A 24,864-nucleotide genomic window follows, 5' to 3' on the forward strand; every position below is an offset into this window, starting at 1 on the left:
GCGGATCGACCGGGCGGGCGGGGGTCCGGACCGCGGAGTCGGGGGCGGAGTCTGGGGCGGACTCGGCGCGGCTCGGCGTTACTCGGCGCCGCTCGGCGCCGCTCGGTGCCGCTCGGTGCCGTTTCGGAGCCGGGTGGCGCTACTTGGCGCCGAGTCCGGCGTCCGCCACGGGGCCCTGGCCCTTGGCCGCGAGCACCTTGTCGAGCAGGGTGAGGTCGTAGATGCCGTTCAGGTTGGGCTTCTTGAGCAGCCCGGCGGTGACGGCGTGGTCGGCCTCGGCCTGGAGGGTGTTCGCCAGCGGGTCGTCGAGGAAGTCGATGTCGGCCCAGGCCGGGTCGAGGATGGCCGGCTCCAGCGCGTTGCCGGCCTCCTTCTTGATCGCGTCGTTGGCGTCGGCCTTGGCCTTGTCCGGGTTGGCCTTGATGAAGGCGTTGGTGTTCACCGAGCCGCGCAGCACGGCCTCCACCACGTCCGGGTGCTCCTTGAGGAACTTCTGCGAGACGATGATGTTGGTGATCACGAACTTCTTGTCCGGCCAGACGTCCTTCTCGTTGAGCAGGACCTTCGCGCCGAGGGTGACCAGCTTGGAGGCGGTGGGCTCGGGCACCCAGGCGCCGTCGATGGAGCCCTGCCGGTAGGCGTCGGGGGTGACCTTGTTGTCGGTGCGCACCACCGAGACGTCGCCGGCGCCGGACGCCGCGTCGACCTTGAAGCCCTTGCCGGCCAGGTAGTTGAGCAGCGCCACGTCCTGGGTGTTGCCCAGCTGCGGGGTGGCGATCTTCTTGCCCCTGAGGTCGTCCAGCGAGGAGATCTTGTCCGGGTTGACCACCAGCTTGACCCCGCCGGAGGCCGAGCCGCCGATGATCTTCAGGGACTGGCCGTCGGACTTGGTGTAGCCGTTGATCGCGGGGGAGGGGCCGATCCAGCCGATGTCGATGGAGCCGGCGTTGAGCGCCTCGATCTCGGACGGGCCCGCGTTGAAGACCTGGGTCTTGATCTGGGTGGCGCCCAACTCCTTCTGGAACAGCCCCTCCTGGAGGCCGACCAGGGCGGTGCCGTGGGTCAGGTTCGCGAAGTACCCGATCTTCACGGTGTCCGCGGACAGCTTCGCGCCGGAGGCGCCGGCCGAACTGGCGGCGGAGTCGGCGCCCGCCTTCTTGTCGTCCGCCTTGGAGCCGTAGCTGCACGCGGACAGCAGGGTCACGGCGGTCAGGCCGGCCACCGCGGCCACCGCGGAGCGTCTGATCCGGCCGGCGTCGGGGCGGGCACGGGTATGCGAGAGGGCCGGGTTCGGTGCCATGGTGAAGTCCTGTTCATCGACGGACCGTCAGGAGGCGGTCTCGGGGACGTGGCGGTCGCCCGTCGGGGCGGCCGGGGGTCGCAACTCAGCGCTGTCGGCCCGCACATCGGGTCAGGCCGCCCTGGCCGCTGCCGAGGACGCCGCTGCCGATGCGGCCGCCTTCCTTGTCCATGTCCGAGAACGCCTCGCTGGGCATCAGACCCAGTCCTCCTCAGCGGGTTCGGTGGCGCGTACGGTCGCGAAGGCCTCGCCCGCCATGCCGGCGGTGAGGGTGGTGCCGTCGGCCGGGTCGATCAGCAGGAACGAGCCGGTGCGGCGGTTGTCGGAGTAGGCGTCGAGCGCCAGCGGCTCGGCGGTGCGCAGCACCACGTGGCCGAGGTCGTTGACGTTCAACCCCTCGGCGCCGGAGCGCTGTTCGAGGGTGTCGCCCGCCTTGGTCGGCAGAGCGATGCGGTAGGTGATGTCCTTGACCAGCGCGCGCACGGTGCGGGTGGTGTGCTTGAGCAGGACCTTGTCGCCGGTGCGCAGCGGGCGCTCGTCGAGGTGGCTGACGGTGGCCTCGATGTCCCTGGTGGGCGTGGGGATCACGCCGGCCGCGATCAGGTCGCCGCGGGAGACGTCGAGGTCGTCGGCGAGCCGGACGGTGACCGACTGGGGTGCCCAGGCGAGGTCCGTCTCGCGGCCGAGCGCGTCGATCCCGGCGACGGTGGTGGTGTGGCCCGAGGGCAGTACCGTCACCGGGTCGCCGACCCGCAGCACGCCGGAGGCCAACTGCCCGGCGTAGCCGCGGTAGTCGGGGTGCTCCTCGCTCTGCGGGCGGATCACGTACTGGACCGGGAAGCGGGCCGGCTCGGCGCCCGGGTCGCTGCCGACCGGGACGGTCTCCAGGTGCTCCAGCAGGGTCGGGCCGCCGTACCAGTCCATGTGCGCGGACGGCTCGACGACGTTGTCCCCGGCGAGGGCGGAGATCGGCACGGCCACCACGTCGCCCACGCCGAGCGAGGCGGCGTAGGCGGTGAACTCCTCGGCGATGGCGGCGAAGACGGGCTCGGCGTAGTCGACCAGGTCCATCTTGTTGACGGCCAGCACCACGTGCGGCACCCGCAGCAGCGCGGCGACGGCGGCGTGCCGGCGGGTCTGCTCGACGACGCCGTTGCGGGCGTCGACCAGCACCACGGCCAGTTCGGCGGTGGAGGCGCCGGTCACCATGTTGCGGGTGTACTGCACGTGCCCGGGGGTGTCGGCGAGGATGAACCGCCGCCGGGGGGTGGCGAAGTAGCGGTAGGCCACGTCGATGGTGATGCCCTGCTCGCGCTCGGCGCGCAGGCCGTCGGTGAGCAGCGCGAGGTCGGGCGCTTCCTGGCCGCGGCCCAGCGAGACGCGTTCGACGGCCTCCAACTGGTCGGCGAGCACGGACTTGGAGTCGTGCAGCAGGCGGCCGACCAGGGTGGACTTGCCGTCGTCGACGGATCCGGCGGTGGCGAAGCGCAGCAGCGACGTGGCGGTTGCTTCCTGGGTGGTGCTGGTCATCGTTAGAAGTACCCCTCGCGCTTGCGGTCTTCCATCGCGGCCTCGGACAGCTTGTCGTCGGCCCGCGTCGCGCCGCGCTCGGTGAGGCGGCTGGCGGCGATCTCGGCGATCACGGCCTGGATGTCGGTGGCGTCCGAGTCGACGGCGCCGGTGCAGGACATGTCGCCGACGGTGCGGTAGCGGATCAGCCGCCGCTGGACGGGCTCGTTCTCCCTGGGGCCGCCCCACTCACCGGCGGTCAGCCACATGCCGCCGCGGGCGAAGACGTCCCGCTCGTGGGCGTAGTAGATCTCCGGGAGGTCGATGCCCTCGCGCTCGATGTACTGCCAGACGTCCAGCTCGGTCCAGTTGGACAGCGGGAAGACGCGCACGTGCTCGCCGACGGCGTGCCGGCCGTTGTACAGCGACCACAGCTCGGGGCGCTGGCGGCGCGGGTCCCAGGCGCCGAACTCGTCGCGCAGGGAGAACACCCGCTCCTTGGCGCGGGCCTTCTCCTCGTCGCGGCGCCCGCCGCCGAACACCGCGTCGAAGCGGTTCGTCTCGATGGCGTCCAGCAGCGGCACGGTCTGCAGCGGGTTGCGGGTGCCGTCCGGGCGCTCGCGCAGCCGGCCGTCGTCGATGAAGTCCTGGACGTGGGCGACGTGTAGGCGCAGGCCGTGCTCGGCCACGACGCGGTCGCGGTAGGCGATCACCTCGGGAAAGTTGTGGCCGGTGTCGACGTGCAGCAGCGAGAACGGCACGGCGGCCGGGTGGAAGGCCTTGAGAGCCAGGTGCAGCATGACGATGGAGTCCTTGCCGCCTGAGAAGAGGATCACCGGGCGCTCGAACTCCCCCGCGACCTCGCGGAAGACGTGCACCGACTCGGCCTCCAGCACGTCCAGGTGGGACAGCGCGAAAGGGCCCCCGGCCGGCTGGTTCTGGGCGTCGGCGGTGCGGAGCGGGCCGTCGGTCGCGGTGGTCATGCGAGACCCCTCTCGGTCAGGAAGGCGTGCAGCTCGGCGGCGGACTCGGCGACCGCGCGGCCCTGCGTCTGGATCCGCAGCTCCGGCTTCTCCGGCGCCTCGTACGGGTCGTCCACGCCGGTGAGGCCGGCCAGCTCCCCGGCGGCCTGCTTGGCGTACAGGCCCTTGACGTCGCGTTCGGCGCACAGCTCGACCGGGGTGGCGACGTGGACCTCCAGGAACTCGGTGCCGGCCGCCGCGTGCCGCTCGCGCACCGCGGCGCGCGAGTCGGCGAACGGGGCGATCACCGGGGCGAGCACCTTGACGCCGTGGGCGGCGAGCTTCTCGGCGACGAAGCCGATCCGGGTCACGTTGGTGTGCCGGTCCTCGCGGGTGAAGCCGAGGCCCTTGGAGAGGAACTCGCGGATCTCGTCGCCGTCCAGGACCTCGACCCGGTGGCCCTCGGCGCGCAGCCGTCCGGCCAGCGCGAAGGCGAGCGTGGTCTTGCCCGCGCTCGGCAGCCCGGTCAGCCACACGGTGGCGCCGCGCTCGCAGGGGGTGGCCGCGGGGGCCGCCTCCGCGGCTCCGTCGGCGGCCCGGGTGTGAGCTGTCACAGTCTCAAGTCCTTCGTCGGTAGTGGGGAGTGGGTCAGAGGTGGATGCCGCACTCGGTCTTGCCGGAGCCGGACCAGCGCCCGGCCCGGGCGTCCTCGCCCTCGGCGGGCTTGCGGGTGCAGGACAGCGGCGAGCAGCCGATCGAGGTGTAGCCCTCCCACAGCAGCGGGTTGAGCAGCACCCCGTGGGCGGCGACGTAGGCGTCCACGTCCTCCTGCGTCCACCGGGCGATCGGGGCGATCTTGACCTTGCGGCGCCGGGCGTCCCAGGACACCACCGGGGTGTCCGCCCGGCTCGGGGACTCGTCGCGGCGCAGCCCGGTCGCCCAGGCGTCGTAGCCGCCGAGGCCGCGGTTGAGCGGCTCGACCTTGCGCAGCGAGCAGCACAGGTCCGGGTCGCGGTCGTGCAGGTGCGGCCCGTGCTCGGCGTCCTGCTCGGCCACGGTGCGCAGCGGCCTGAGGGTGATGACGTTGACCGGCATGGTCGCGGCCACCGCGTCCCGGGTGCCGATGGTCTCCGGGAAGTGGTAGCCGGTGTCCAGGAACACCACGTCCACGCCGGGGAACACCGAGGAGGCGAGGTGGGCGACGACCGCGTCCTCCATCGAGGAGGTGACGCAGAAGCGGCGGCCGAAGGTGTCGGCGGCCCAGGCCAGGATCTCCTGGGGCGTCGCCTCCTCCAGCTCGAGGCCGGCCCGGACGGCTATCTCCTCGTGGTCAGTCGTCGAGCTGGTCACCGGACGAACCCCCGTCGTTCGCAGTCGAGTTGGCCGAAGTCGTGGCGGCCGAAGCCGAGTTGGCCGCGGTCGAGGCGGTCGAGGCGGTAGGGGACAGCAGGCCGAGGAACTTCAGCTGGAAGGCGCGGCGGCACCCGTGGCACTCCCAGGCGCCGTGCCCGGCCTCGGAGGGGCGCAGGTCCTCGTCCCCGCAGTACGGGCAGAAGAACGGCGCGGCACGCTCACTCACGACAGCTGCTCCTCGTCGGCCCGGGCCGCCCACTGGGCGAAGCGCTCGCCCTCGGTGCGGTCGGCCTGGTAGCGGGTCAGGACGCGCTCGACGTAGTCGGGCAGGTCGTCCTTGGTGACCTTGAGTCCGCGGACCTTGCGGCCGAACCCGGCCTCCAGGCCGAGCGCGCCGCCCAGGTGCACCTGGTAGCCCTCGACCTGCTCGCCGTTGCCGTCCGGGACGAGCTGGCCCTTGAGGCCGATGTCGGCGACCTGGATGCGGGCGCAGGCGTTCGGGCAGCCGTTGATGTTGATGGTCAGCGGTTCGGCGAAGTCCGGCAGGCGCTTCTCCAGCTCGTCGATGAGCGTGCGGCCGCGCTCCTTGGTCTCGACGATGGCGAGCTTGCAGTACTCGATGCCGGTGCACGCCATGGTGCCGCGGCGGAACGGCGACGGGGTGACCCGCAGGTCCAGCGCTTCCAGGCCGGCCACCACCGAGTCGACCTGGTCCTCGGCGATGTCGAGGACCAGCATCTTCTGTTCGGCGGTGGTGCGCAGCCGGTCGCTGCCGTGCGCGGCGGCGAGGTCGGCGATCTGGCCGAGCAGCCGGCCGTCGACCCGGCCGACGCGCGGCGCGAAGCCGATGTAGTACCGGCCGTCCTTCTGCCGGTGGACGCCGACGTGGTCGCGCCAGCGGCCGCTGGGCTCCTGCGGCGCGGGGCCGTCGACCAGCCGGTACGCGAGGTACTCGTCCTCCAGCACCTGGCGGAACTTCTCCACGCCCCAGTCGGCGACGAGGAACTTCAGCCGGGCGCGGTTGCGCAGCCGGCGGTAGCCGTAGTCGCGGAAGATGCCGATGACGCCGCCGTAGACGTCGGCCACCTCGTCCAGCGGGACCCAGGCGCCCAGGCGCACGCCCAGCTTGGGGTTGGTGGACAGCCCGCCGCCGACCCAGAGGTCGAAGCCGGGGCCGTGCTCGGGGTGGACCACGCCGACGAAGGCGATGTCGTTGATCTCGTGCGCGACGTCCAGCAGCGGGGAGCCGGAGACGGCGGACTTGAACTTGCGCGGCAGGTTGGAGAAGTCCTTGTTGCCGATGAAGCGCCGCTGGATCTCCTCGATGGCGGGGGTGCCGTCGATGATCTCGTCCTCGGCGATGCCGGCCACCGGGGAGCCGAGGATGACGCGCGGGGTGTCGCCGCAGGCCTCGGTGGTGGACAGGCCGACGGCCTCCAGCTTCTGCCAGATCGCCGGGACGTCCTCGATCCGGATCCAGTGGTACTGGACGTTCTGGCGGTCGGTCAGGTCGGCGGTGTTGCGGGCGTACTGCTCGGAGACCTCGGCGATCGCCTTCAGCTGGGCGACGGTCAGCCGGCCGCCGTCGACCCGCACGCGCAGCATGAAGTACTCGGCGTCGAGCTCGTGCGGCTCCAGGATCGCGGTCCTGCCGCCGTCGATGCCCTCCTTGCGCTGGGTGTACAGGCCCCACCAGCGCATCCGGCCGCGCAGGTCGGCGGGGTCGATCGAGTCGAAGCCCCGATGGGCGTAGATCGTCTCAATACGTGTCCGTACGTTGAGACCGTCGTCGTCCTTCTTGAACTGCTCGTTGGCGTTCAGGGGGGTGAAGTGGCCCATGCCCCACTGGCCCTCGCCGCGGTGACGGGTCACCTTGCGAGGCGCGGCGGGGCGGCGCGCGGCGGCGCGGTCGGCCGTGGGCTCGGCGGTCTCGGGGGTGGTGGCCATGGTGAAGTCCTTCGGGGCAGATGGCTCTGACGCCGGGTGGGTCGCTGGGGGTGCGTGGCGGTGCGGTGCTGCTGTGACCTGCGGGTATTCCCAGGGCCGGGGAGAGCAGTGACCGTGGCCGGCCGGGCGCCCGCGCGTCCGCTCCAGCGGGGACTGCGAGGTGGGTGGCGCCGGGTGCGGTGGTGCGGCGGGGTGGGCTCAGATCGCCGGACAGATGGCGCTGGACACGCGAAGGAGATCGACGTGGAGTCGACCAACTAGGGTGGTTCCGGCGCTCGGCATGGCAAGAGATTGGCACGGCGCGGGACTCGCGGTCCACTAACATCCGGATGGCGGACGCTGATGTTTCGCCATGTGAGACTGCCGGGGATCCCCGCCGCTCCCCGCCCCGACGTCCGTCCACGCGCCCGTACCCCGGGGGAGACCAACCGCGCGGCCCCGGCCCGATACCGTTAGACCCGTGCAAGCAGCAGGCGAGACGAGCAGACCGAACCCCGAACGGCCCTCCCGGCGCCGGGGCAAGGGCTCCCGACGCGCGGCCAAACAGGCCGCCTGGCGCCGCACGGCGTGGGAGCTGGTCAAGGACACCACCAACACCTGCGTCGAGTACCGGGTCACCGGACTCGCCGCGGAGGCGGCCTTCTTCACCCTGCTGTCGATCCCACCGCTGCTCCTCGGCCTGGCCGGCACCCTCGGCTACCTCGACGAGTTCCTCGGCGCCGGCACCATCGACCGGCTCAAGCACGACATCGTCTCGGCCTCCGGGACGGTCCTGTCGGACTCGTCCGTCAAGGAGGTCGTGGTGCCGCTGCTGGACCAGGTCTTCGCCCACTCCCGGCCCGACCTCGTCTCGATCGGCTTCCTGCTGTCGCTGTGGTCCGGCTCCAGAGCGCTCTACATCTTCATCGACACCATCACCGTCATGTACGGGCTCGACGGCAAGCGAGGCATCGTCAAGACCCGGCTGATGTCCCTCGGCCTCTACTTCGGCGCCCTCGTCATCAGCTCCCTGGTGCTGCCGCTGCTGATGGCCGGACCCGGACTCATCGAGAACGCCGTGCCCGGCGTCGCCGGACTGGTCGGCGCCGCCTACTGGCCGGTCGCCATCGTGCTGCTGATCGTCTCCCTCACCACCCTCTACCACCTAGCCGTCCCCGTCTCCACCCCCTGGCGCGAGGACGTCCCCGGCGCCCTGGTCGCCCTCGTGGTGCTGGTCGTCTGCAGCGTCGCCCTGCGGATCTACCTGGTCAGCTCGGTCGAGGTCCCCTCGGTGTACGGCTCGCTGGCCGCGCCGGTGGCCGTACTGCTGTGGATCTTCGTGGTCGCCCTGGCCGTCCTCATCGGCGCCGCCATGAACGCCGCCATAGACCGCCGCTGGCCCACCCTGGAGACCGCCGACGCCCGCGCCGAGAACGAGCGCGCCCAGGAGGAGGCCGCCGCCGCCGTGGTCCGCGAGGTCGCCGCCCGGCGCGCCGCCGAACGGGCCCGGCGCGCCCGCGAACTCGGCCTCGCCGAAGGCGCCGAGGAGGAGTGGGGCGAGGAGGACGGCGACGACGTCGACGTCCCCTCCGAGTACCCGGAGCGCTGGGCCGACGTCCTGGCCGCCGACAACGTCCGCGGCCGCCTCACCGCCCGCGGCGGGCCCCACCACCGGCCCGGCCCGCCCCCGCCGGACAGCGACCGGCCGTCCGGGCCGCCGCCGGAGCGGCGGGCGCCCGACTACCCGCCCCGGCCGCCGTGGGAGCGGCAGTAGGGGCAGGCTGCGGCAAACCACGACGGACGGCACAGGGCCTCCCCCGCGGGATGCGGGGGAGGCCCTGTGCCGTCCGTCGTCTCCTGACGTCCGGTCGTCTCCTGGTGCCGGTTCACCGGTTCGCCGGTTCGCCGTCGCCCGTCGCCCGGAGGGCGGCCCGGGGCCCCGGCGGTGGGTCAGGCGGTGGGTCAGGCGGTCGCCGGATTCGGCGGGAAGGGGGACTGCGGGGCCGGGTGGTACCCGTACGGGGACTGCTCGGCCGGAGGGTGCGGGGCGGCCGGGTTGACCTCGGTCCGGTCCGGATCCGGGCCCGGGGCGGCCGGGCGTGGGAGCGTCAGCTCCGGGGCCGTCGGGTTCGGGCCGCTCGGCGCGGTCGGGCTCGGGTTCGGGTTCGGGCTCGGATCCATCGCGGCCGGACCGCCCGGGGCCGCCGACCGGCCCGCCGGCCCGGCCTGCGCCGGGAGCGGATCGGGGCTCGGCGGCGCCGGCTCCAGCGCCGTGCGCCCGGCCGAGTCGCTCAGCTTGATCAGCAGCGCCACGATCAGCCAGTTCGCCAGCAGCGACGAGCCGCCCGCCGCCAGGAACGGCAGCGCCTTGCCGGTCAGCGGCACCAGCCCGCTCACCCCGCCGACCACCACGAACACCTGCAGCGCCAGCGCCGTCGACAGCCCCGTCGCCAGCAGCTTGCCGAACGGGTCGGTCAGCCCGACCGCCGTCCGCAGCCCGCGCTGGACCAGCAGCAGGTACACCAGCAGCACCGCCGTCACCCCGGCCAGGCCCAGCTCCTCGCCGATCGTGGTGAAGACGAAGTCGCTGCGCCCGGCGAAGCCGATCAGCCACGGCCGCCCCGAGCCCAGGCCCGTCCCGGTCAGGTGCCCGGTGCCCAGGCTGAACAGCGCCTCGGCGGGCTGGTCGGAGATGATCGCCGGGTCGTGGTGCTCCTTGTAGATGTCGAGCGGGTGCAGCCAGGCCTCGACGCGCCCGTGCACGTGCGGCTCCACGGTGCCGACCACGGCCGCGCCGCCGACCGCCATCAGCAGGCCGAGCACCACCCAGCTGGTGCGCTCGGTCGCCGCGTACAGCATCACGACGAAGACGCCGAAGAAGATCAGCGAGGTGCCGAGGTCGCGCTCGAAGACCAGCACCAGCAGGCTGACCACCCAGATCGCCAGCACCGGGCCGACGTGCCGCCCGCGCGGCAGGGTCATCCCCCAGATCTTCCGGCCGGCCAGCGCGAGCGCGTCCCGGGAGGCCATCAGGTAGCCGGCGAAGAAGATCGTGATGGCGACCTTCACGAACTCGTCCGGCTCGAAGGAGAGCCCGAACAGGCGGATCCAGCGCTTGGCGCCGAAGTCCTCCGCCCGGCCCGGGAAGAACGCGGGCGCCGCCAGCAGGATCAGCGCCCCCGTCATCAGCAGGTACACGTACCGCTGGAAGAACCTGTGGTGCTTGATCAGCACGATCAGCGCGATCGCCACCGCGACCGAGATGAACACCCACATCAGCTGCGAGGGCGCGGCCGGGAGCTTCTGGTAGTCGCCCTTCCTGGCGTGCGCCGCCGCGTAGGAGATGTCCAGCCGGTCCAGCAGCATCAGTCCGAAGCCGGTCAGGAAGACGCCCAGCGGCAGGATCAGCGGATCCGCGTACGGGGCGAACCGCCGCACCGCCAGGTGCGCCACCCCGGCCAGGCCGCCCAGCGCCAGGCCGTGGACCAGCAGCCCGGGCGGCATCTTGCCGGTCAGCGCCAGATCGGCGTCGATGTGTCCCGCCAGACAGACGGCCACCGCGAGCGCCAGCAGGCCCAGCTCGATGTTGCGGTGGCGCGCCGCCAGCCGGCGGCCCTCGCCGCGTGCAGTGCTTTGCACCCTTGTCGTCCCCTTGTCATCACCCGCGTGGCCGGTATCGCCGACGGTGCATCCTGCCAGACGAACACGGCCCTGCGCCGGTTGCGGTCCGGGGGCCGTCGAGGCCGGAACTTTGCCTGGGCAAAGCTTTTTCCGGGCTCGGTAAAGCTTTGTCCAGGTGCAGGTATAGAGGCGGGCCCCGGGCGCGGCGGGCCCCGGCCGGGAGGCCATCATGGCCGGGCGCCGCGGTCCGGTCCGCGGCGTCCGACGGACCGCCGGACGGCGCGGGCGGCGGCAGGGCGCGAACGAGGTGGGTGGACGGATGGACGGCGCGGTGCGAGTGCTCGCCTACAGCGGACCGCCGCCCTGGCAGTGGTCCGACCTGGCCACCTCGTGGACGGCCGAACCGCTCGTGCTCGCCCTCTCCGTGCTGCTCGGCGGCTGGTACCTGGCCGCGGTGCGCACCGTCCACCGGGCGGGCGGCGAGCGCTGGCAGCCGTCCCGCACCGCCGCCTTCCTGGGCGGGCTGCTGCTGTGGATCTGGTGCACCTGCTCCGGCCTCGGCGTGTACGAGCGGATCCTGTTCACCGACCGGGCCGTCCAGGTCGTGCTGCTGCTGATGCTCGTCCCGCTGCTGCTCGCCCTCGGTGCGCCGGTCTCGCTGCTGGTCGCGGCCGCGCCGCCGGCCCGGCGCGAGCGCATCCTGCGGGCGCTGCGCAGCCGGCCGTCCAAGGTGCTGATGTTCCCGGCCGTCTCCACCGCGCTGCTGATGGCCCCGCCGTGGCTGCTCTACTTCACGCCCTGGTACGAGGAGTCGGTGTCCAGCGCGTTCGGGAACGTGCTGCTGCACCTGGCGCTGGTGCTGCTCGGGCTGGCGTACTTCTGGCCGCGGCTGCAGATCGACCCGGTCGGGCGCGAGTACCCGCACCTGGTCGGGCTGTTCATCACCTTCGCCGAGGTGATCTTCGACGCGGGGCTCGGGCTGGTGCTGATCTACGGCGGCCACCTGGTCGCCGAGCACTACTACGTGGCGCTCGGGCGGCCGTGGGGGCCGAGTCTGGCGCAGGACCAGACCTGGGGCGGCAACATGCTCTGGGTGCTGGGCGACCTGGTCGGGCTGCCGTTCCTGGCCGCGCTGGTGCGGCGGATGGTGGTGCAGGGGCGGGAGGAGATCAAGGCGGTGGACGCCGAACTCGACGCCCGTTTCGAGGAGGCCGCGGCGCGGGCGCAGGAGGCGGGGCTGCCGGCCGAGGAGGAGGCCGGGATGCGGCCCTGGTGGCTGGACGACCCGAACCTCAAGCACCGGTACGGCGGGTAGCCGGCTCCGGAGGGTAGCCGGCTCCGGCCGGTTCCTGAACGAGGGCCCGCACTTCTGTAGGTCCAATGCTGGCCCCCTGTGGATCCCTTCACCGCGTTTCCGCAGGTCAAAAATCAGTTGGCCCTGCCACCCCGACCCGCTAGCGTTTCTCCCGTCCGGATCGGGGGCCTTCACGGCCGCCCGAGGAGTAGAGAGCAGGAGGTGAACCCCGTGGTCGTTGTCGCCCCGATAGCTGCCTTGGGCAGTACTCGCGTTCACCTCCTCTTCCCGGCCGCCGGCTGACCTTTCCGCGCCAGCCGCAGCCCGCCGGGATCATCTCCTCCCGAAGGGCCCACCGCGTTGTTCAACGCTGCCTCCACTTCGTCGTCCCCCTCCACCTCCCCCTCTGGCTCCCTCTCTGACGAGCTGCCGCTGTCCGGCTACGGCTGGACGCCCGAGCTCGCCGAACTCTTCACCCCGCTCGCCGAGGCCGGGCTGATCCCGGCCCGGATCGTCCGGGTCGACCGCGGCCAGTGCGACGCCGTGCTCGCCGATCCGGAGACGGGCGAGCCGCGCACCGTACGGCTCGACACCCGCCCGGTCGGCGACGTCGACATGATCAACTGCCCGTGCACCGGCGACTGGGCCGCCGTGGACCTCCACGCCCAGCCGATGGCCGCCGTCACCGCACTGCTGCCCCGCTCGACCGCGATCATCCGCAAGGTGGCCGGCAAGCGCTCCGACGGCCAGGTGCTCGCCGCCAACGTCGACACCGTCCTGATCGCCGCCTCGCTCGCCGCCGATCCGGACCTCGGCCGGATAGAGCGCTTCCTCGCCCTGGCCTGGGAGTCCGGCGCCGACCCCCTGGTCGTCCTCACCAAGGCCGACCTGGTGGACGACGCCGAGTTCATCCGCGCCGACGTCGAGGCGGTCGCGCCCGGTGTCACCGTGCTCGTGGTCAGCGCCGGGACGGGCGAGGGCATGGACGTGCTGCGCGCCTGCGCGCCCGGCACCACGGCCGTGATCGGCCAGTCCGGCGTCGGCAAGTCCACGCTCACCAACGCGCTCGCCGGCGTCACGGCGATGGCCGTCCAGGAGGCCCGATCGGTCGACCAGAAGGGCCGCCACACCACGACCACCCGTGAACTGATCCCGCTGCCCGGCGGGGGCGTGCTCATCGACACCCCCGGGCTGCGCGAGGTCGGCCTCTACGGCGGCGAGGGCGTGGACCTGGCCTTCGCCGACATCGCCGGACTGGCCGAGGACTGCCGCTTCCATGACTGCGGCCACCACACCGAGCCCGGCTGCGCGGTGCAGGCGGCGCTCGCCGACGGCACCCTGCCGCAGCGCCGGATGGACAGCTACCTCAAGCTCCAGCGCGAGAACGAGTGGATCGCCTCCCGCTCGGACGCCCGACTGGCCTCGGCCCGGGCGAAGAAGTGGAAGTCGCTCTCCAAGTCGATGCGCGCCGCAGGAGGCCCCGTGAAGCGCTGACCAGGAAAGCCGACCAGGAAAGCCGACCAGGAAATCAGGAGGCCGCGGCCGGCCTCCGCCCGGGCCACCCGGCTCGGCGGAGGCCGGGCGGGCCGGCAGCCGGAAGTGCTTCAGGGCCACTGCGGTGGCGTCGTCCACGGTGAAACCCGGGTCACCGAGGGCGGCGAGCCGCCCTGGCCGGCGGCCAGACCGCGAGCAACGCGCGCGTGCGCCGAGCGCTGCGGCGCGGTCTTCCCCCGGCGTGGACCCGGGGCGGGCTCGCCGGTGCGGGTCTCCGGCGCGGGCCCCAGCGCGGGCCCCCGGCGTGGGCCCTCCGGGCCGGTGCTCGGGATGGGTGGGCGGAGGTGGGGGGAGGGGGGTGGGGGGAGGGGGAGGGCCCCCAACGGCCATGTCCGATTTCCGCCAGTCACCCCCCGCCCCAGTGCCGCAGACTGGACAGCGTGATCGACGACGACATCCGGTACCGAGCCGTGGACAGCCGAGACGCCCGCTTCGACGGCGTCTTCTTCACGGCCGTCACCTCCACCGGCATCTACTGCCGACCGAGCTGCCCCGCCGTGACCCCCAAGCGCGTCAACTGCGTCTTCTACCCCAGCGCCGCGGCCGCCCAGGGGGCCGGTTTCCGCGCCTGCCGCCGCTGCCGCCCCGACTCCGTGCCGGGCTCCCCGGAGTGGAACCACCGCGCCGACCTGGTCGGCCGCGCGATGCGCCTGATCGGCGACGGCGTGGTGGACCGCGAGGGCGTCGCGGGCCTGGCCAGCCGCCTCGGCTACAGCTCCCGCCAGCTCCAGCGCCAGCTCATCGCCGAACTGGGCGCCGGCCCGATCGCGCTGGCCCGCGCCCGCCGCGCCCAGACCGCCCGCCTGCTGCTGCAGACGACCGAACTCCCGGTCACCGACATCGCGTTCGCCGCCGGCTTCGCCTCGGTGCGGCAGTTCAACGACACCGTCCGCGAGGTCTACGACCGCACCCCCAGCGGTCTGCGCGCCGAGGTCGTGGCCGGCCGCCGCGTCGCGACCCCGGCCGGTGGCCTCACCCTGCGCCTGGCCTACCGCGGCGCGCTCGACAGCGACCACCTGATCGACTTCCTCGCCCTGCGCGCCGTCCCCGGCGTGGAGGAGGTCGTCCCCGGTCCGCGCCCCGGCGTCCGCACGTACCGGCGCACCCTGGCGCTCCCGTACGGGCACGGCATCGCCGAAGTCGACGGGCTGGCGCCGGGCGAACCGCGCACCCGCGGCTGGCTCGACTGCCGTCTGCTGCTCGGGGACCTGCGCGACCTCCCGACCGCCGTCCAGCGCCTGCGCGGCCTGTTCGACCTGGACGCCGACCCGGACGCGGTCGACGAGCAGCTCGGCGCCGATCCCCTGCTCGGCCCCCTGGTCCGGGAACGCCCCGGCCTGCGCTCGCCCGGCCACGTGGACCCGCACGAGCTGGCCGTCCGCGCCGTGCTCGGCCAGCAGATCACGGTCGGCGCCGCCCGCACGCTGGCCGGCCGGCTGACCGAGAAGTACGGTACCGAGCTGCCCGAGCCGAGCGGCGGCCTGCGGCTGCTGTTCCCGACGGCGGCGGTGCTGGCCACCGCGGACCCGGAGGACTTCGCGATGCCCGCCGCCCGCCGCCGCGCGCTCACCGGCCTGTGCGCGGCCCTGGCCGAGGGGGCGGTGCGACTCGACGGCGGGGTGGACCGGGAGGAGTCCGCGGCCCGGTTGCTGGCCCTGCCCGGCATCGGTCCCTGGACCGTCGGCTACCTGAGGATGCGGGCCCTCGCCGACCCGGACGTCTTCCTCCCGGGCGATGTGGGCGTCAAGCACGGCCTCGTCCGGCTCGGCGCCCCCGGCGACCCGAAGAACGCCGCCCGCGCGGCCGAGGAGTGGGCCCCGTGGCGCTCCTACGCCGTGCACCGGCTGTGGGCCGGGCCCACGAGCGCCAGCACTGGAACGGAGAAGGCAGAGGCATGAGCACCACCGTCTACACCACCATGGAGAGCCCGTTCGGCCGGCTGCTGCTGTCCGGCGTCCTGCCCGAGGGCGGCGGCGCGGCGGCGCTGGCCGCCGTCACCGCGCCCGGGCAGAAGTACGCTCTGGCCGAGCCCGCCGACGACTGGGTCCTCGACCCGGAGGCGCTCGCCGAGCCGGTCGCCCAGCTGACCGCCTACTTCGCGGGCGAGCGCACCTCCTTCGACCTCCCGCTCGCCCCGGCGGGCACCGAGTTCCGCCGGCGGATCTGGGCCGCCCTGGACGAGATCCCGTACGGCGAGACCGTCACCTACGGCCAACTCGCCGATCTGGCGGGGGAGTCGCCGCGCGCGGTGCGGGCGGTCGGCGGCGCGGTGGGCGCCAATCCGCTGCTCATCGTCCGCCCCTGCCACCGCGTCATGGGCGCCAACGGCTCGCTGACCGGTTTCGCGGCGGGCGTGGACTGCAAGCGCCGGCTGCTGGAGCTGGAGAGCGGCACGCTGTTCTGACACGTCCGCCCGGGCGGCGGCGCGGGGCTCAGCCCGCCGCCCGCAGGTCCACCCGCCAGTTGTGGCTGCGCATGAACCGCCCGGGCGGGAACTCGAAGTCCGTCTCGCCGACGAGGCTGAACCCGGCCTTCGCGCAGACCGCGTTGGAGGCCGGGTTGTCCACCGAGGGGAAGGCGTGCAGGTGGCGGTGGGCGGCCTCTCGGCGGGCGGCCGCGACGGCGGCGCGGGTGGCGGCGACGGCGATGCCCCGCCCCTGGTGGCCGGGCAGGACGTTCCACCCCATCTCGTGGACGGTCTCGTCCTCCCAGGTGCGGGTGCCGTAGCCGACGGTTCCGACGGCCTCGCCCTCGGGGAGCAGCACGATCCGGTACATGCAGCCCAGGCCGGACGGGACGAAGTCCAGGTAGCGCCGGTGCCGGACGAGGAGTTGCTCCTCGGTCTCGGGGCCGCCGACGTGCTTCTTCATCTCCGGGGTGTTGACCCGGCGCAGCAGTGCGAGGTCGGCGTCCGTCCAGGGCTCGATCTGTACCTGTGCTGTGCTCATGCCGGGGACGGTAGCGGTCCGTACGGGTAGGTGACCAGCGGTTTTGCAGGCATCCGGGGGTGCTGGCCGGGGTTCGGCCCCGGCTCGGCCCCGGCTCGGCCCCGGTTTGGGCCCGGCCGGGGTTCAGGCCTGGTCGGGGCCCTGGCCGGTCTCGGCGAGGGCGCGGGCGAGCTGTTCGAGGGCGGGCAGGGCGTGGACGACGGCGTCGCGGTCGGTGGGATCGAGGGTGTCGAGGGCGGTGGCGATGCGGCGCTCGTGGGCGCGCTGCCAGTCGTCGAGCTGGCGCCGGCCGGCCGGGGTGAGGGCGATGCGGGCGGTGCGACGGTCGCCGGGGTCGGCCTGGCGGTCGACGAATCCGGCGTCGAGGAGCTTGCCGATCAGCCCGCTGACGGTGTTGGGGGCGAGCCGCTGCCGGGCGGCGAGTTCGCCGACCCGCAGGGGGGCGGCGGCGAGGGTCTGGAGGAGTTCGACCTGCGCCATGGGCAGGGACTCCCACGGGTAGTCGGTGCGGATGCTGCTGCGCAGGGCGCGGCGCAGGCGGGTGACGGTGTCGGTGAGCCGCCGGGCGTGGTCGACCGCCGTTTCGGGGGTTTCGGTGGCGGGGTCGGGGACGTGTGGTGACGACGGCATGGCGGACAGCGTATCGCCTGGTACGGGCCGGTCCGGCGGGTTGTCCACCGTCGAGCGGGGGCCTCCCGGAACTCTGCGGGGCCTCGTGGAGCGCGGTGGAACTCTGCGGGCTCCCGTCGGAAAGCGAGCAGCTCGTAGAAAGAACATATCTGCGTCCGATATATTTGTGGCATGAACGCCACCGCCCTTGCCGCGCGGCTGCTCACCGAGCGGCCCCGGCCCCGCGGCATAGCCGGCTGGCGTCACGCCCACTGGCTGGCCGTCGGCACCGTCTGCCTCGGGGCCTTCCTCGGCCAGCTCACCGCCAGCGTCACCGCCCTCGTCTTCCCGGCCCTCGGCCGGCACTTCAACGCCGGCTTCGCGGCCGTCGAATGGGTCGCCCTCGCCTACCTCCTGGTGCTGGTCGCCCTGCTCGCCCCGGTCGGCTGGCTCTCCGACCTCGTCGGCCGCAAGACCATGTACCTCGGCGGCTTCGCCGTCTTCGCCCTGGCCTCGCTCGGCGCCGGATACGCCGGAAGCCTCGGCGTGCTGGTCGCCTGCCGGGCCGTCCAGGCCGTCGGCGGCGCGATGATGCAGGCCAACAGCGTCGCCCTGGTGGCGCGCGGCGTCCCCGAGCACGCGATGCGGCGCGCGCTCGGCATCCAGGCGGCGGCCCAGGGGCTCGGTCTGGCGCTGGGCCCCAGCCTCGGCGGGCTGCTGGTGGAGCACGCCTCCTGGCGGTGGGTGTTCTGGATCAACGTGCCGATCGGGGTGCTGGGCATCCTGGCCGGATGGTTCCTGCTGCCCCGTACCCGCACCGGGCCCCCGCCCGCCGCCGGTGCCGCCGCCGGTGCCGGTGCCGGGAAGCAGCTCATCGCCGGTGCCGGGGCCCCGCTCACCGCCGATTCCGGGACCCCGCCCGCAGGAGCCGCCGCGAGCCTGCCCGCTCCCCGCGCCGGGGGCGCCCCCCGCGCGAGTGCCGCCGCGAGCCCTCCCGCCACCGTGCCCGCCACCGCGTCCGGAGCCCGCTTCGACCTGCCCGGCCTGCTGCTGCTCACCGGCTCCACCACCGCGCTGCTGCTCGCCCTGTCCACCGCCTCCGGACTGCCGCTGCCCGGCTGGGCCGCCGCCGCCCTGCTGCTCGCCGCCGCCGTCCTCGCGCTCGCGCTGGTCCGTCAGGAACGGCGGGCCGCCCGGCCGATCCTGGCGCCCGGCCTGGTCAACACCCCCGGGGTGCGGTCCGGGCTGGTGGTTTCGCTGATCGGCTACCTGCTGCTGTTCTGCCCGCTCGTGCTCGGCCCGGTGCTGCTCACCGGCGCGGGCGTGCCGGTGGCCCGGGCCGGCCTGGTGATCACCCTGCTGCCCGCCGCGTTCGCGCTCGCCGCGACCGTCGGCGGCGCGCTGCTGCCGCGCGGCTGGTCGGACGTCGCCCGCTGCCGCGCGGGCGCGGCGCTCGCGGGCGCGGGGCTGCTGCTGTTCGCCCTGCTGCCGGTCTCCGGGGCGGCCGTGGCGGTGCCGCTGCTGCTCGCCGGCTACGGGCTGGGACTGCTGCTGCCCGCCAACAACGCGCTGGTGATGCGGGCGATCCCGGCGCAGTGCTCGGCGGTCGGCGGCGGCATGGTGAACATGGCCCGCAGCCTCGGGACGGCGCTCGGCACCGCGCTGCCCGTCCTCGGAGTCCATCTGGCGGGCCCGGCGTCCGGCGGCCGGACGGTGCTGCTCGCTCTCGCGGCGGTCGCGGTGGCGGCCGTGGCCCTGACCCGGCCGGTCCGCCAGGCCTGAGAAAGTGTTGGGTAATCGGGTGATCACTCGTTCTTGAGGTCGTCGGCGAGGCGGCGGGCGGCTTCGGTCTCGATGGGGCCGCGCGGTTCGACCTCCTCGCCGGCGAGGCGGGCGGCCATGAGCCGGATCATGGCAACCTTGATCATCGCTTCGGCATGCGCGGTCTTGCGCTCGTAGTCCCGTGCCAACCGTCTGCACCGTCCCAGTCAGGAGAATGTCCGCTCGACCACCCACCTGCGGGGCAGCACCTGGAAGCCTTTCACATCAGCGTTGCGCGGCACCGCGACGATCTCCAGGTTCTCGTGCTCAGCCGCCCAGCCGACCAGGCCCGCATCGACGATGTTGACGTAGCCGCCGTCGACCCAGACGAGCCCGACCTGCGGGAACAGCTCACGGATGCCGGAGAGGACGAGCTTCGCGCCCGCCCGGTCCTGCACCGAGGCCGAGTGCACCACCGCCCGCAAGACCAGCCCGCAGGTGTCCACGAGCAGGTGGCGCTTGCGGCCCCGCACGCGCTTGCCCGCGTCGTAGCCGATCGCCTCGCCGCCCTGATGGCTGCGGGCCGACTGCGAGTCCAGCACCGCCGCCGAGGGCTGCGGGTCCCGGCCGTCCGCCACCCGGACCCGCTCACGCAGCACGTCGTGGACCCGATTCCACGTGCCGTCGGCCGTCCAGGCGCGAAACCACCGGTAGGCCACGTCCCACGGCGCCAGATCGTGCGGCACCAGCCGCCACGAACACCCGCTGACCAGCACGTACAACACGGTGTCCACGACCAGCCTGCGCGGGAACTTCAGCGGACGGCCACCCCGACGCGGATCCCGCTCCGGCAGCAACGGCTCGATTACCAGCCACTGAGCATCCGTCAACGACGATTCATAGGACGGCTTGCACGAACAGACACACATGGCGGTGATCGTCGCGGATGCCTCGCCCGCGACGATCACCACCAGTGCATCACGCCACGAAGTTGATCAATTACCCAACACTTTCTGAGCCGGGGCCCCTTCCTCTCGGCCGGACAGGGCCTAAGCCTGCGAGCGGACGTTCAGCGCGTCCTGGGCCCGGTTGAGGCCGCGTCGCACCAGCGTGTCCAGCGCGTCCGCGCACCGGTCCAACACCCCTGGCAGGGCGGCCTGTTCGTGGTCCGAGAACTTCTTCAGCACGAAGTCGCCGACGCTCTGCCCCTTCGGCGGGCGCCCGATGCCGAAGCGCAGCCGCACGAAGTCGGGGGTGCCGAGCACCTCGCCCACCGAGCGCACGCCGTTGTGGCCGCCGGGGCCGCCGCCGCGCTTGAGCCGTCCGGTGCCGAACGCGAAGTCCAGGTCGTCCTGCACGACCACCAGGTGTTCGACCGGGACGCCGTAACGCCGCAGCAGGCCGGACACCGGCCGGCCGGACAGGTTGACGAACCACTGCGGCTTGGCCAGCACCACCCGGTGGCCGTCGACCTCGATCTCCGCCACCAGGGCGCCGATCCCGCGCCGACGGAACCGCGCGCCGTGCCGTTCGGCCAGCCGCTCCACGGTCAGGAAGCCGGCGTTGTGCCGGGTCAGCCGGAACCACGGGCCGGGGTTGCCCAGTCCGGCGATCAGCCAGGGTGCGGCGGGGGTCATCGGGAACTCCAGGGGCTTGTCGCGGACGCGGGACGGCCGGGGCACGGTACGCACGGTACGGGACCGTCGACCGCGCCCCGGCCGTCCGAGGGCACGCGCAGTGGGGTGGGTCAGGACTCGGGCACGCCGGGGGCGGCGCCGCGCTCCGTGAGCATGTCGGTCATCAGCTGCACCTCCGAGGTCTGTGCGACCACCATCGACTGGGCGAGCCGCTTCTCGGCGTCGTTCTTCGCCAGGTCCACATAGCCCTGGGCCATTTCGACGCCGCCCTTGTGGTGCTGGATCATCAGCTGCAGGTAGTACACCTCGGCGTCCCGCCCGCTGAGCGAACGCAGCTTCGCCAGTTGGGTGTTGGTGGCCATGCCGGGCATCAGCGAACCGTCGTGGGCCTGGTAGTCGTGGCCCATCTTCATCCACGCCATCGGCTTGGCCGCCGAGTGCTGCGGCAGCCCCCACTGGTCGATCCAGCCCATCATCATCCCGCGCTGGTTGGCCTGGGTGTTGATGATGTCGAAGGCGAGGGTGCGGGTCGCGTCGTCGCCGGTGCGGTCCCGGACGATGAACGACAGGTCCACCGCCTGCTGGTGGTGGGTCGCCATGTCGCGGGCGAACCCGGCCTCGGGCGAGTCGTCCGCCGGGACGGCCACCGAGGCCGACCCGGACGCCGACGTCCCGCTCGCCACCAGGGCGGGCACCCCGAGGGCCAGCGCGAGGGCGGCGGCCAGCGCGGCCGGCCACCACAGCCGCCGACGGGCCGGGCGCGGCGCCCCGGCCTCGTCCGCGAACTCCTCGGCGGCGCGCTCGGAGCCGTCCTCGGGCGGCGCCGCGTCGGCGGTCACATCTGCCCCATGGTGCAGGAGGCGCCCGGCTCCTGGGTCTGCTTGCCCTGGACGTACTTGGTGAAGAACTGGTTCACCCGCGGGTCGCTGGCGCTCTCCACGATCAGCTGGGTGCTCCAGGCGTTCAGGGTGATGGTGCCCTTCTCGTCCGGGTACGGGCTCATCAGCGAGTACGGGGTGGTCTTGACCTTGTCGGACAGGGTCTTGATGTCGTCCGGCGTCGCCTTGCCGTTGTACGTCACCCAGACCGCGCCGTGCTCCAGCGAGTGGACGGCGCGCTCGTTCTCGACCGGCTGGTCGTAGACGTGGCCCATGCAGTCCAGCCAGATCGCGTTGTGGTCGCCGCCGACCGGCGGGGTCATCGGGTAGCTGACCTTGTCCTTGACGTGGGTGCGGCTCAGCTCGCCGAAGGTCTGCACGCCCGGGATGTCCGCGTTGGCGGCGGCCTGCTCCTTCTTCTTGCTCTGGTTGGCGTCCATGACGATCCAGGTGCCGGTGGCGATCGCGCCGATCACCAGCACACCGGCCGCGACCGAGGCGATGACCTTGTTGCGGCGGTCGCGGCGCTGCTCGCCGGCGCGCAGCTCGGCTATCCGGGCGCGGCGGTCGGTCGGGCCGGGCTTGCCGGACTGCTTGCCGGACTGCTTCGAGGCGGAACCCATGGTGGTTGTCCTTGTCCCCGCCGCGCACTGCTGGAGGCGCGGCGGTCAGCTGAAAGAAGGGGAGGGGCGGATCCGCCGGCGGATGCCGGGCGGTGGGTTCCGCTCAGGACCGGTGTACTTGCAGCTCGTGTAGATCGGGTGCCGGATGCGGACCGTCCAGCAGCCCGGCGGGCACCACCCTGGGCAGCGCCTCGGCTGCCGGAGCGAGCGGTGACGCGGCCGGCTGCGGATGCGGCGGCGGGTTCGGCAGCTGGGCGTCCTGCGCGCAGTACGGGTGGCTGGAGCAGCCGTTGTCACGGCGCGGCTGCCCGCCGTCGGCGGTGCACCACGTCCAGTGCCGCTGCTCCCCGGCGCGCTGGCGCTGGTCGGAGGCCTTGGCGGCGGGGCCGGCGTGCGGGGCGTGACTGGCGACCGTCGTGACGGTGACGGCGGTGACGGCGGTGACGGCGGTGACGGCGGCGGTGACGGTGGTCGGCGTCGGAGCGGCGTGCGCGCCGACCGCCTTCGACTGACCGGCGCACGGCAGCGTCGTGAGTAGCGCGACCAGCAGCAGGACCCACAGCACACCCACCGGGCGGCCCGCCGGTGCGGCCCTCCCCGGTCGAGGTGAGCTGGGGGCCGACGCGGTCATGCGCACATTTAATCAGCCGAACGAGTGAAGCGATGCCCCTCCTCCACCCCCATTTTCGGCCGCTCGCGGACCCGAACACCCCGGAAACGCCCTGCTCCGGGCACATCCGGCAAGCACGGACGGAACGGGACCGAACGCGGGGGTGAACCCGGGGGTGGACGCGGGGCCGGACGCGGGGCCGGATTCCCCGGTGAAACCCGAGGTGGGCGCGGTGGCCGGGAACGGCCCGGCGCTGACCGGTTGTCGCCGAAACCCGGACAGCGTCGTTGCACTTGGAGACAATGACGTCGAGTCCGGCCCCGCCGGGGGCGGCGCGACCACGGACCGACCAGGAGCCGCCAGATGAGCAAGCAGGGTGCCCCCGCACAGTCGCACCGGCCGGACGACGGCTGGTGGGACACGGTCTACGACGGCCCGGCGGGCACCCTCCCCGACACCCCGCACGCGGACCCCGGCGACGGCAGCGTCGACGACTGGTTCGACACGGCGGTCGGCCTCATCGGCCAGCAGCGCACGGCCGAACCGGAGTCGGTGCTGGACACGGGGCCGGTGCTGGACGCGGTGCCGGAGCCGGAGTCGGCAGCGGTGCCGGCAGCGGCCGAGGTGCTGGAACGGGACAGCATCGACGACTGGTTCGACACCGCGATCGGCGTCATCGGACCCCAGCGGGCGGACGAGGAGCGGGTCCTCGCCCCTGACGTCCAGGAAAGCGAAGCCGACACCCTCCCCACACCGGTCTCCCTGGACAAGCCCACCTCCGAGCCCGCGCCGCAACCTGAGCCGGAACCTGAGCCGGAACCCGAGCCGGAACCCGAGGCCGAACCGGAGGCCGCCGCTGAGGAGCCCGAGCCCGAAGCCGAGGCGGCCGAGGAACCCGACGCCACCCCCACCGTCCCCGACCCGCGCCCGGCCGTCCGCTCGCCGCTCGCCGACGGCGCCCCCACCGTGCCGCACATCGGCGAGCGCCCGCCGACCTACGGACCGGAGCCGACCGCCGTCCCGGAGGCGGACCCGGGCGTCCTCGGGGCACTCGTGCCGGACACCGTCCTGGAGGGCGCCCAGTACGGGCCGTCCGTCCTGCGCGCCGTCTCCGTCCGCGGCGACTCCGCCCGCTACCGGGGCGAGTCGCGGCGCGATGCGCTGCTGATCACCAGGTTCGGGGACGGCCCGGACGGGCTGCTGCTCGCCGTGCTCGCCGGCATCGACCGGACCGGCACCGCCGCGGACGAGGCGCTCGCCCCGGAGGCCGTCGCCACCAGCACCCGCGAGGCCTGCCGCCATCTGGCCGCCGCGGTCGGCCGCAGCCGCGAGGGCCTGGCCGCCGACCTGCGCGACGGTGCCCGGGACCGGCTGCGCTACGGCCTCCAGCGGCTCGCCACCGGCGCCGTCGCCCCGCTGCGCGCGCTCGTGCCCGGGAACGAGGAGGACGGCACGCCCTCCCCGGCCTCGCTGCACTGCCTGCTGCTGTCGCTCGACCCGGCGGTCGGCCACCGGGCGGCCTTCGGGGTCGGCCCGGGCGGGCTCTACCTGCTGCGCTCCGGCCACTGGATCGACGCCTACGCGGCCCGCCTGCTGCACCACCCGGACGGCCGGCAGCCGCCGGAGGAGCCGAGGCCGTTCCGCTTCCGGCTGGTCCCCGCCACTCCGGGCGACGTGCTGCTGCTCTGCACCCCCGGCCTGGCCAGCCCGATCGCCGACGAGCCGGCCGTCGCCCACTTCCTGTCCACCCACTGGGCCCACCCGCATCCGCCCGGCACCGTCGACTTCCTCCGCCAGGTCCAGGTCCGCGCCAAGGGATACGCCGACGACCGTACGGCGGCCGCCGTCTGGACCGAATGACGACCGCATGACGACCGCGGGACGGCTGGAGCACCGCCGGCCCGCCGGTGCCGCGCCGCGGACGGTGACCGCGGCCCGGAGGGCGGGCAGCGCGCGGACGACCTGCACCGCGGCGTGCCAGGGCGGGCAGGCGCCCGGGATCGGTTGCCGCCGATGACGGCGATCGGCAGGACGAGGGTGAGGGCGGCATGACCGACGACGACACCGACCGCCGCGTCCGCGCCGTCCTCACCTACCTGAGCAAGCCCTAGCTTGATCCGGGCCCCTCCCGTGGCGAAATATGTAGACCGACCGACATATTTTTCCCTGGTCACGACCGCGCCGACCGCGCCGACGGGAGTGGATCGCGCAGGAAGTCGACCGGGCCGACTTCCTGTGCACTGCGCGCACCCACGCGCCCCACGTCCCACGCCACGCGC

The 24,864-nt window shown here is 73.5% G+C and carries 22 protein-coding genes and 1 pseudogene; 7 read left to right on the top strand and 16 right to left on the bottom strand.

The window, feature by feature from the left end:
- Nucleotides 1-139: 139 nt before the first annotated feature.
- The 8 genes from AB0O19_RS10335 to AB0O19_RS10370 form a co-directional block, all read right to left on the bottom strand.
- A complete protein-coding gene (locus tag AB0O19_RS10335) occupies nucleotides 140-1,300 on the bottom strand; it encodes an aliphatic sulfonate ABC transporter substrate-binding protein (RefSeq protein ID WP_363618995.1) in 1,161 nt (386 codons plus the stop codon).
- Between the two features lie 195 nt (nucleotides 1,301-1,495).
- Nucleotides 1,496-2,830, bottom strand: a complete 1,335-nt coding sequence (locus tag AB0O19_RS10340) for a GTP-binding protein (protein WP_363618996.1) — start codon at nucleotides 2,828-2,830, stop codon at nucleotides 1,496-1,498.
- 2 nt (nucleotides 2,831-2,832) lie between these two features.
- Nucleotides 2,833-3,792, bottom strand: coding sequence for a sulfate adenylyltransferase subunit CysD (gene cysD, locus AB0O19_RS10345; protein ID WP_363618997.1), 960 nt, complete (start codon nucleotides 3,790-3,792; stop codon nucleotides 2,833-2,835).
- On the bottom strand, nucleotides 3,789-4,385 hold the full coding sequence (gene cysC / locus AB0O19_RS10350; protein ID WP_363618998.1) for an adenylyl-sulfate kinase: 597 nt from the start codon (nucleotides 4,383-4,385) through the stop codon (nucleotides 3,789-3,791). The genes cysD and cysC overlap by 4 nt, the downstream gene beginning before the upstream one ends.
- Before the next feature lie 34 nt (nucleotides 4,386-4,419).
- Nucleotides 4,420-5,121 carry a phosphoadenylyl-sulfate reductase gene (locus AB0O19_RS10355; RefSeq protein ID WP_363618999.1) on the bottom strand — a complete coding sequence of 234 codons (702 nt, stop codon included), beginning with the start codon at nucleotides 5,119-5,121 and terminating at the stop codon, nucleotides 4,420-4,422.
- Nucleotides 5,102-5,350, bottom strand: a complete 249-nt coding sequence (locus AB0O19_RS10360; RefSeq protein ID WP_363619088.1) for a hypothetical protein — start codon at nucleotides 5,348-5,350, stop codon at nucleotides 5,102-5,104. The genes AB0O19_RS10355 and AB0O19_RS10360 overlap by 20 nt, the downstream gene beginning before the upstream one ends.
- A complete protein-coding gene (locus tag AB0O19_RS10365; protein ID WP_363619000.1) occupies nucleotides 5,347-7,071 on the bottom strand; it encodes a nitrite/sulfite reductase in 1,725 nt (574 codons plus the stop codon). Before AB0O19_RS10365 ends, AB0O19_RS10360 begins: the two co-directional genes overlap by 4 nt.
- Before the next feature lie 198 nt (nucleotides 7,072-7,269).
- The gene (locus AB0O19_RS10370) at nucleotides 7,270-7,353 is read right to left on the bottom strand and encodes a putative leader peptide (protein WP_347878562.1); all 84 of its coding nucleotides are present in this window, start codon (nucleotides 7,351-7,353) and stop codon (nucleotides 7,270-7,272) included.
- Nucleotides 7,354-7,531: 178 nt separating this feature from the next.
- Between AB0O19_RS10370 and AB0O19_RS10375 the strand changes: the two genes are divergently transcribed.
- On the top strand, nucleotides 7,532-8,824 hold the full coding sequence (locus AB0O19_RS10375; protein ID WP_363584111.1) for a YihY/virulence factor BrkB family protein: 1,293 nt from the start codon (nucleotides 7,532-7,534) through the stop codon (nucleotides 8,822-8,824).
- 188 nt (nucleotides 8,825-9,012) lie between these two features.
- On the opposite strand, the gene AB0O19_RS10380 is transcribed toward AB0O19_RS10375, so the two are convergent.
- Complete coding sequence (locus AB0O19_RS10380) at nucleotides 9,013-10,689, bottom strand: FtsW/RodA/SpoVE family cell cycle protein (protein ID WP_363619001.1); 1,677 nt, start codon at nucleotides 10,687-10,689, stop codon at nucleotides 9,013-9,015.
- Nucleotides 10,690-10,990: 301 nt separating this feature from the next.
- On the opposite strand from AB0O19_RS10380, the gene AB0O19_RS10385 reads away from it, so the two are divergent.
- The 4 genes from AB0O19_RS10385 (at nucleotide 10,991) to AB0O19_RS10400 (ending at nucleotide 15,923) form a co-directional block, all read left to right on the top strand.
- A complete protein-coding gene (locus AB0O19_RS10385) occupies nucleotides 10,991-11,986 on the top strand; it encodes a cytochrome c oxidase assembly protein (RefSeq protein WP_363619002.1) in 996 nt (331 codons plus the stop codon).
- Nucleotides 11,987-12,325: 339 nt separating this feature from the next.
- A complete protein-coding gene (gene rsgA / locus AB0O19_RS10390; RefSeq protein ID WP_363619004.1) occupies nucleotides 12,326-13,459 on the top strand; it encodes a ribosome small subunit-dependent GTPase A in 1,134 nt (377 codons plus the stop codon).
- 440 nt (nucleotides 13,460-13,899) lie between these two features.
- Nucleotides 13,900-15,417, top strand: a complete 1,518-nt coding sequence (locus tag AB0O19_RS10395; protein WP_363619005.1) for an AlkA N-terminal domain-containing protein — start codon at nucleotides 13,900-13,902, stop codon at nucleotides 15,415-15,417.
- Nucleotides 15,414-15,923, top strand: coding sequence for a methylated-DNA--[protein]-cysteine S-methyltransferase (locus AB0O19_RS10400; protein ID WP_363619006.1), 510 nt, complete (start codon nucleotides 15,414-15,416; stop codon nucleotides 15,921-15,923). The genes AB0O19_RS10395 and AB0O19_RS10400 overlap by 4 nt, the downstream gene beginning before the upstream one ends.
- Before the next feature lie 28 nt (nucleotides 15,924-15,951).
- Here AB0O19_RS10400 and AB0O19_RS10405 read toward each other — a convergent pair whose 3' ends face one another.
- The gene (locus tag AB0O19_RS10405) at nucleotides 15,952-16,467 is read right to left on the bottom strand and encodes a GNAT family N-acetyltransferase (RefSeq protein ID WP_363619007.1); all 516 of its coding nucleotides are present in this window, start codon (nucleotides 16,465-16,467) and stop codon (nucleotides 15,952-15,954) included.
- A 123-nt stretch (nucleotides 16,468-16,590) separates the two neighbouring features.
- The gene (locus AB0O19_RS10410; RefSeq protein WP_363584097.1) at nucleotides 16,591-17,097 is read right to left on the bottom strand and encodes a MarR family transcriptional regulator; all 507 of its coding nucleotides are present in this window, start codon (nucleotides 17,095-17,097) and stop codon (nucleotides 16,591-16,593) included.
- Nucleotides 17,098-17,268: 171 nt separating this feature from the next.
- Between AB0O19_RS10410 and AB0O19_RS10415 the strand changes: the two genes are divergently transcribed.
- Nucleotides 17,269-18,858: an MFS transporter gene (locus AB0O19_RS10415; RefSeq protein ID WP_363619008.1), complete on the top strand. Its 1,590-nt coding sequence runs from the start codon at nucleotides 17,269-17,271 to the stop codon at nucleotides 18,856-18,858.
- A gap of 23 nt (nucleotides 18,859-18,881) precedes the next feature.
- Here the strand turns inward: AB0O19_RS10415 and AB0O19_RS10420 are convergent.
- The 5 genes and pseudogenes from AB0O19_RS10420 to AB0O19_RS10440 all read right to left on the bottom strand — a co-directional run bounded on the left by AB0O19_RS10420 (nucleotide 18,882) and on the right by AB0O19_RS10440 (nucleotide 22,606).
- A pseudogene (locus AB0O19_RS10420) lies at nucleotides 18,882-19,766 on the bottom strand (IS5 family transposase).
- Nucleotides 19,767-19,886: 120 nt separating this feature from the next.
- On the bottom strand, nucleotides 19,887-20,474 hold the full coding sequence (gene pth / locus AB0O19_RS10425; protein WP_363619083.1) for an aminoacyl-tRNA hydrolase: 588 nt from the start codon (nucleotides 20,472-20,474) through the stop codon (nucleotides 19,887-19,889).
- Between the two features lie 110 nt (nucleotides 20,475-20,584).
- Nucleotides 20,585-21,169, bottom strand: a complete 585-nt coding sequence (locus AB0O19_RS10430) for a DUF305 domain-containing protein (RefSeq protein ID WP_363619084.1) — start codon at nucleotides 21,167-21,169, stop codon at nucleotides 20,585-20,587.
- A 140-nt stretch (nucleotides 21,170-21,309) separates the two neighbouring features.
- Nucleotides 21,310-21,975 carry a DUF3105 domain-containing protein gene (locus tag AB0O19_RS10435; protein WP_350881589.1) on the bottom strand — a complete coding sequence of 222 codons (666 nt, stop codon included), beginning with the start codon at nucleotides 21,973-21,975 and terminating at the stop codon, nucleotides 21,310-21,312.
- A 103-nt stretch (nucleotides 21,976-22,078) separates the two neighbouring features.
- A complete protein-coding gene (locus AB0O19_RS10440; protein WP_363619009.1) occupies nucleotides 22,079-22,606 on the bottom strand; it encodes a hypothetical protein in 528 nt (175 codons plus the stop codon).
- A gap of 342 nt (nucleotides 22,607-22,948) precedes the next feature.
- Here AB0O19_RS10440 and AB0O19_RS10445 point away from each other — a divergent pair, with 342 nt between their 5' ends.
- On the top strand, nucleotides 22,949-24,445 hold the full coding sequence (locus tag AB0O19_RS10445) for a hypothetical protein (protein ID WP_363619010.1): 1,497 nt from the start codon (nucleotides 22,949-22,951) through the stop codon (nucleotides 24,443-24,445).
- The last annotated feature ends 419 nt before the right edge of the window (nucleotides 24,446-24,864 follow it).

It is taken from the genome of Kitasatospora sp. NPDC091276, from assembly GCF_040684355.1.
In the GTDB taxonomy this organism is placed as follows: domain Bacteria; phylum Actinomycetota; class Actinomycetes; order Streptomycetales; family Streptomycetaceae; genus Kitasatospora.

Coding starts and splice junctions, on each gene's coding strand:
- AB0O19_RS10365 (WP_363619000.1), bottom strand. CDS start 7,071: ATGGCCACCACCCCCGAGACCGCCGAGCCCACGGCCGACCGCGCCGCC.
- cysD (WP_363618997.1), bottom strand. CDS start 3,792: ATGACCACCGCGACCGACGGCCCGCTCCGCACCGCCGACGCCCAGAAC.
- AB0O19_RS10370 (WP_347878562.1), bottom strand. CDS start 7,353: ATGCCGAGCGCCGGAACCACCCTAGTTGGTCGACTCCACGTCGATCTC.
- AB0O19_RS10415 (WP_363619008.1), top strand. CDS start 17,269: ATGAACGCCACCGCCCTTGCCGCGCGGCTGCTCACCGAGCGGCCCCGG.
- AB0O19_RS10405 (WP_363619007.1), bottom strand. CDS start 16,467: ATGAGCACAGCACAGGTACAGATCGAGCCCTGGACGGACGCCGACCTC.
- AB0O19_RS10440 (WP_363619009.1), bottom strand. CDS start 22,606: ATGACCGCGTCGGCCCCCAGCTCACCTCGACCGGGGAGGGCCGCACCG.
- AB0O19_RS10335 (WP_363618995.1), bottom strand. CDS start 1,300: ATGGCACCGAACCCGGCCCTCTCGCATACCCGTGCCCGCCCCGACGCC.
- AB0O19_RS10435 (WP_350881589.1), bottom strand. CDS start 21,975: ATGGGTTCCGCCTCGAAGCAGTCCGGCAAGCAGTCCGGCAAGCCCGGC.
- AB0O19_RS10400 (WP_363619006.1), top strand. CDS start 15,414: ATGAGCACCACCGTCTACACCACCATGGAGAGCCCGTTCGGCCGGCTG.
- AB0O19_RS10385 (WP_363619002.1), top strand. CDS start 10,991: ATGGACGGCGCGGTGCGAGTGCTCGCCTACAGCGGACCGCCGCCCTGG.
- AB0O19_RS10410 (WP_363584097.1), bottom strand. CDS start 17,097: ATGCCGTCGTCACCACACGTCCCCGACCCCGCCACCGAAACCCCCGAA.
- AB0O19_RS10445 (WP_363619010.1), top strand. CDS start 22,949: ATGAGCAAGCAGGGTGCCCCCGCACAGTCGCACCGGCCGGACGACGGC.
- AB0O19_RS10340 (WP_363618996.1), bottom strand. CDS start 2,830: ATGACCAGCACCACCCAGGAAGCAACCGCCACGTCGCTGCTGCGCTTC.
- pth (WP_363619083.1), bottom strand. CDS start 20,474: ATGACCCCCGCCGCACCCTGGCTGATCGCCGGACTGGGCAACCCCGGC.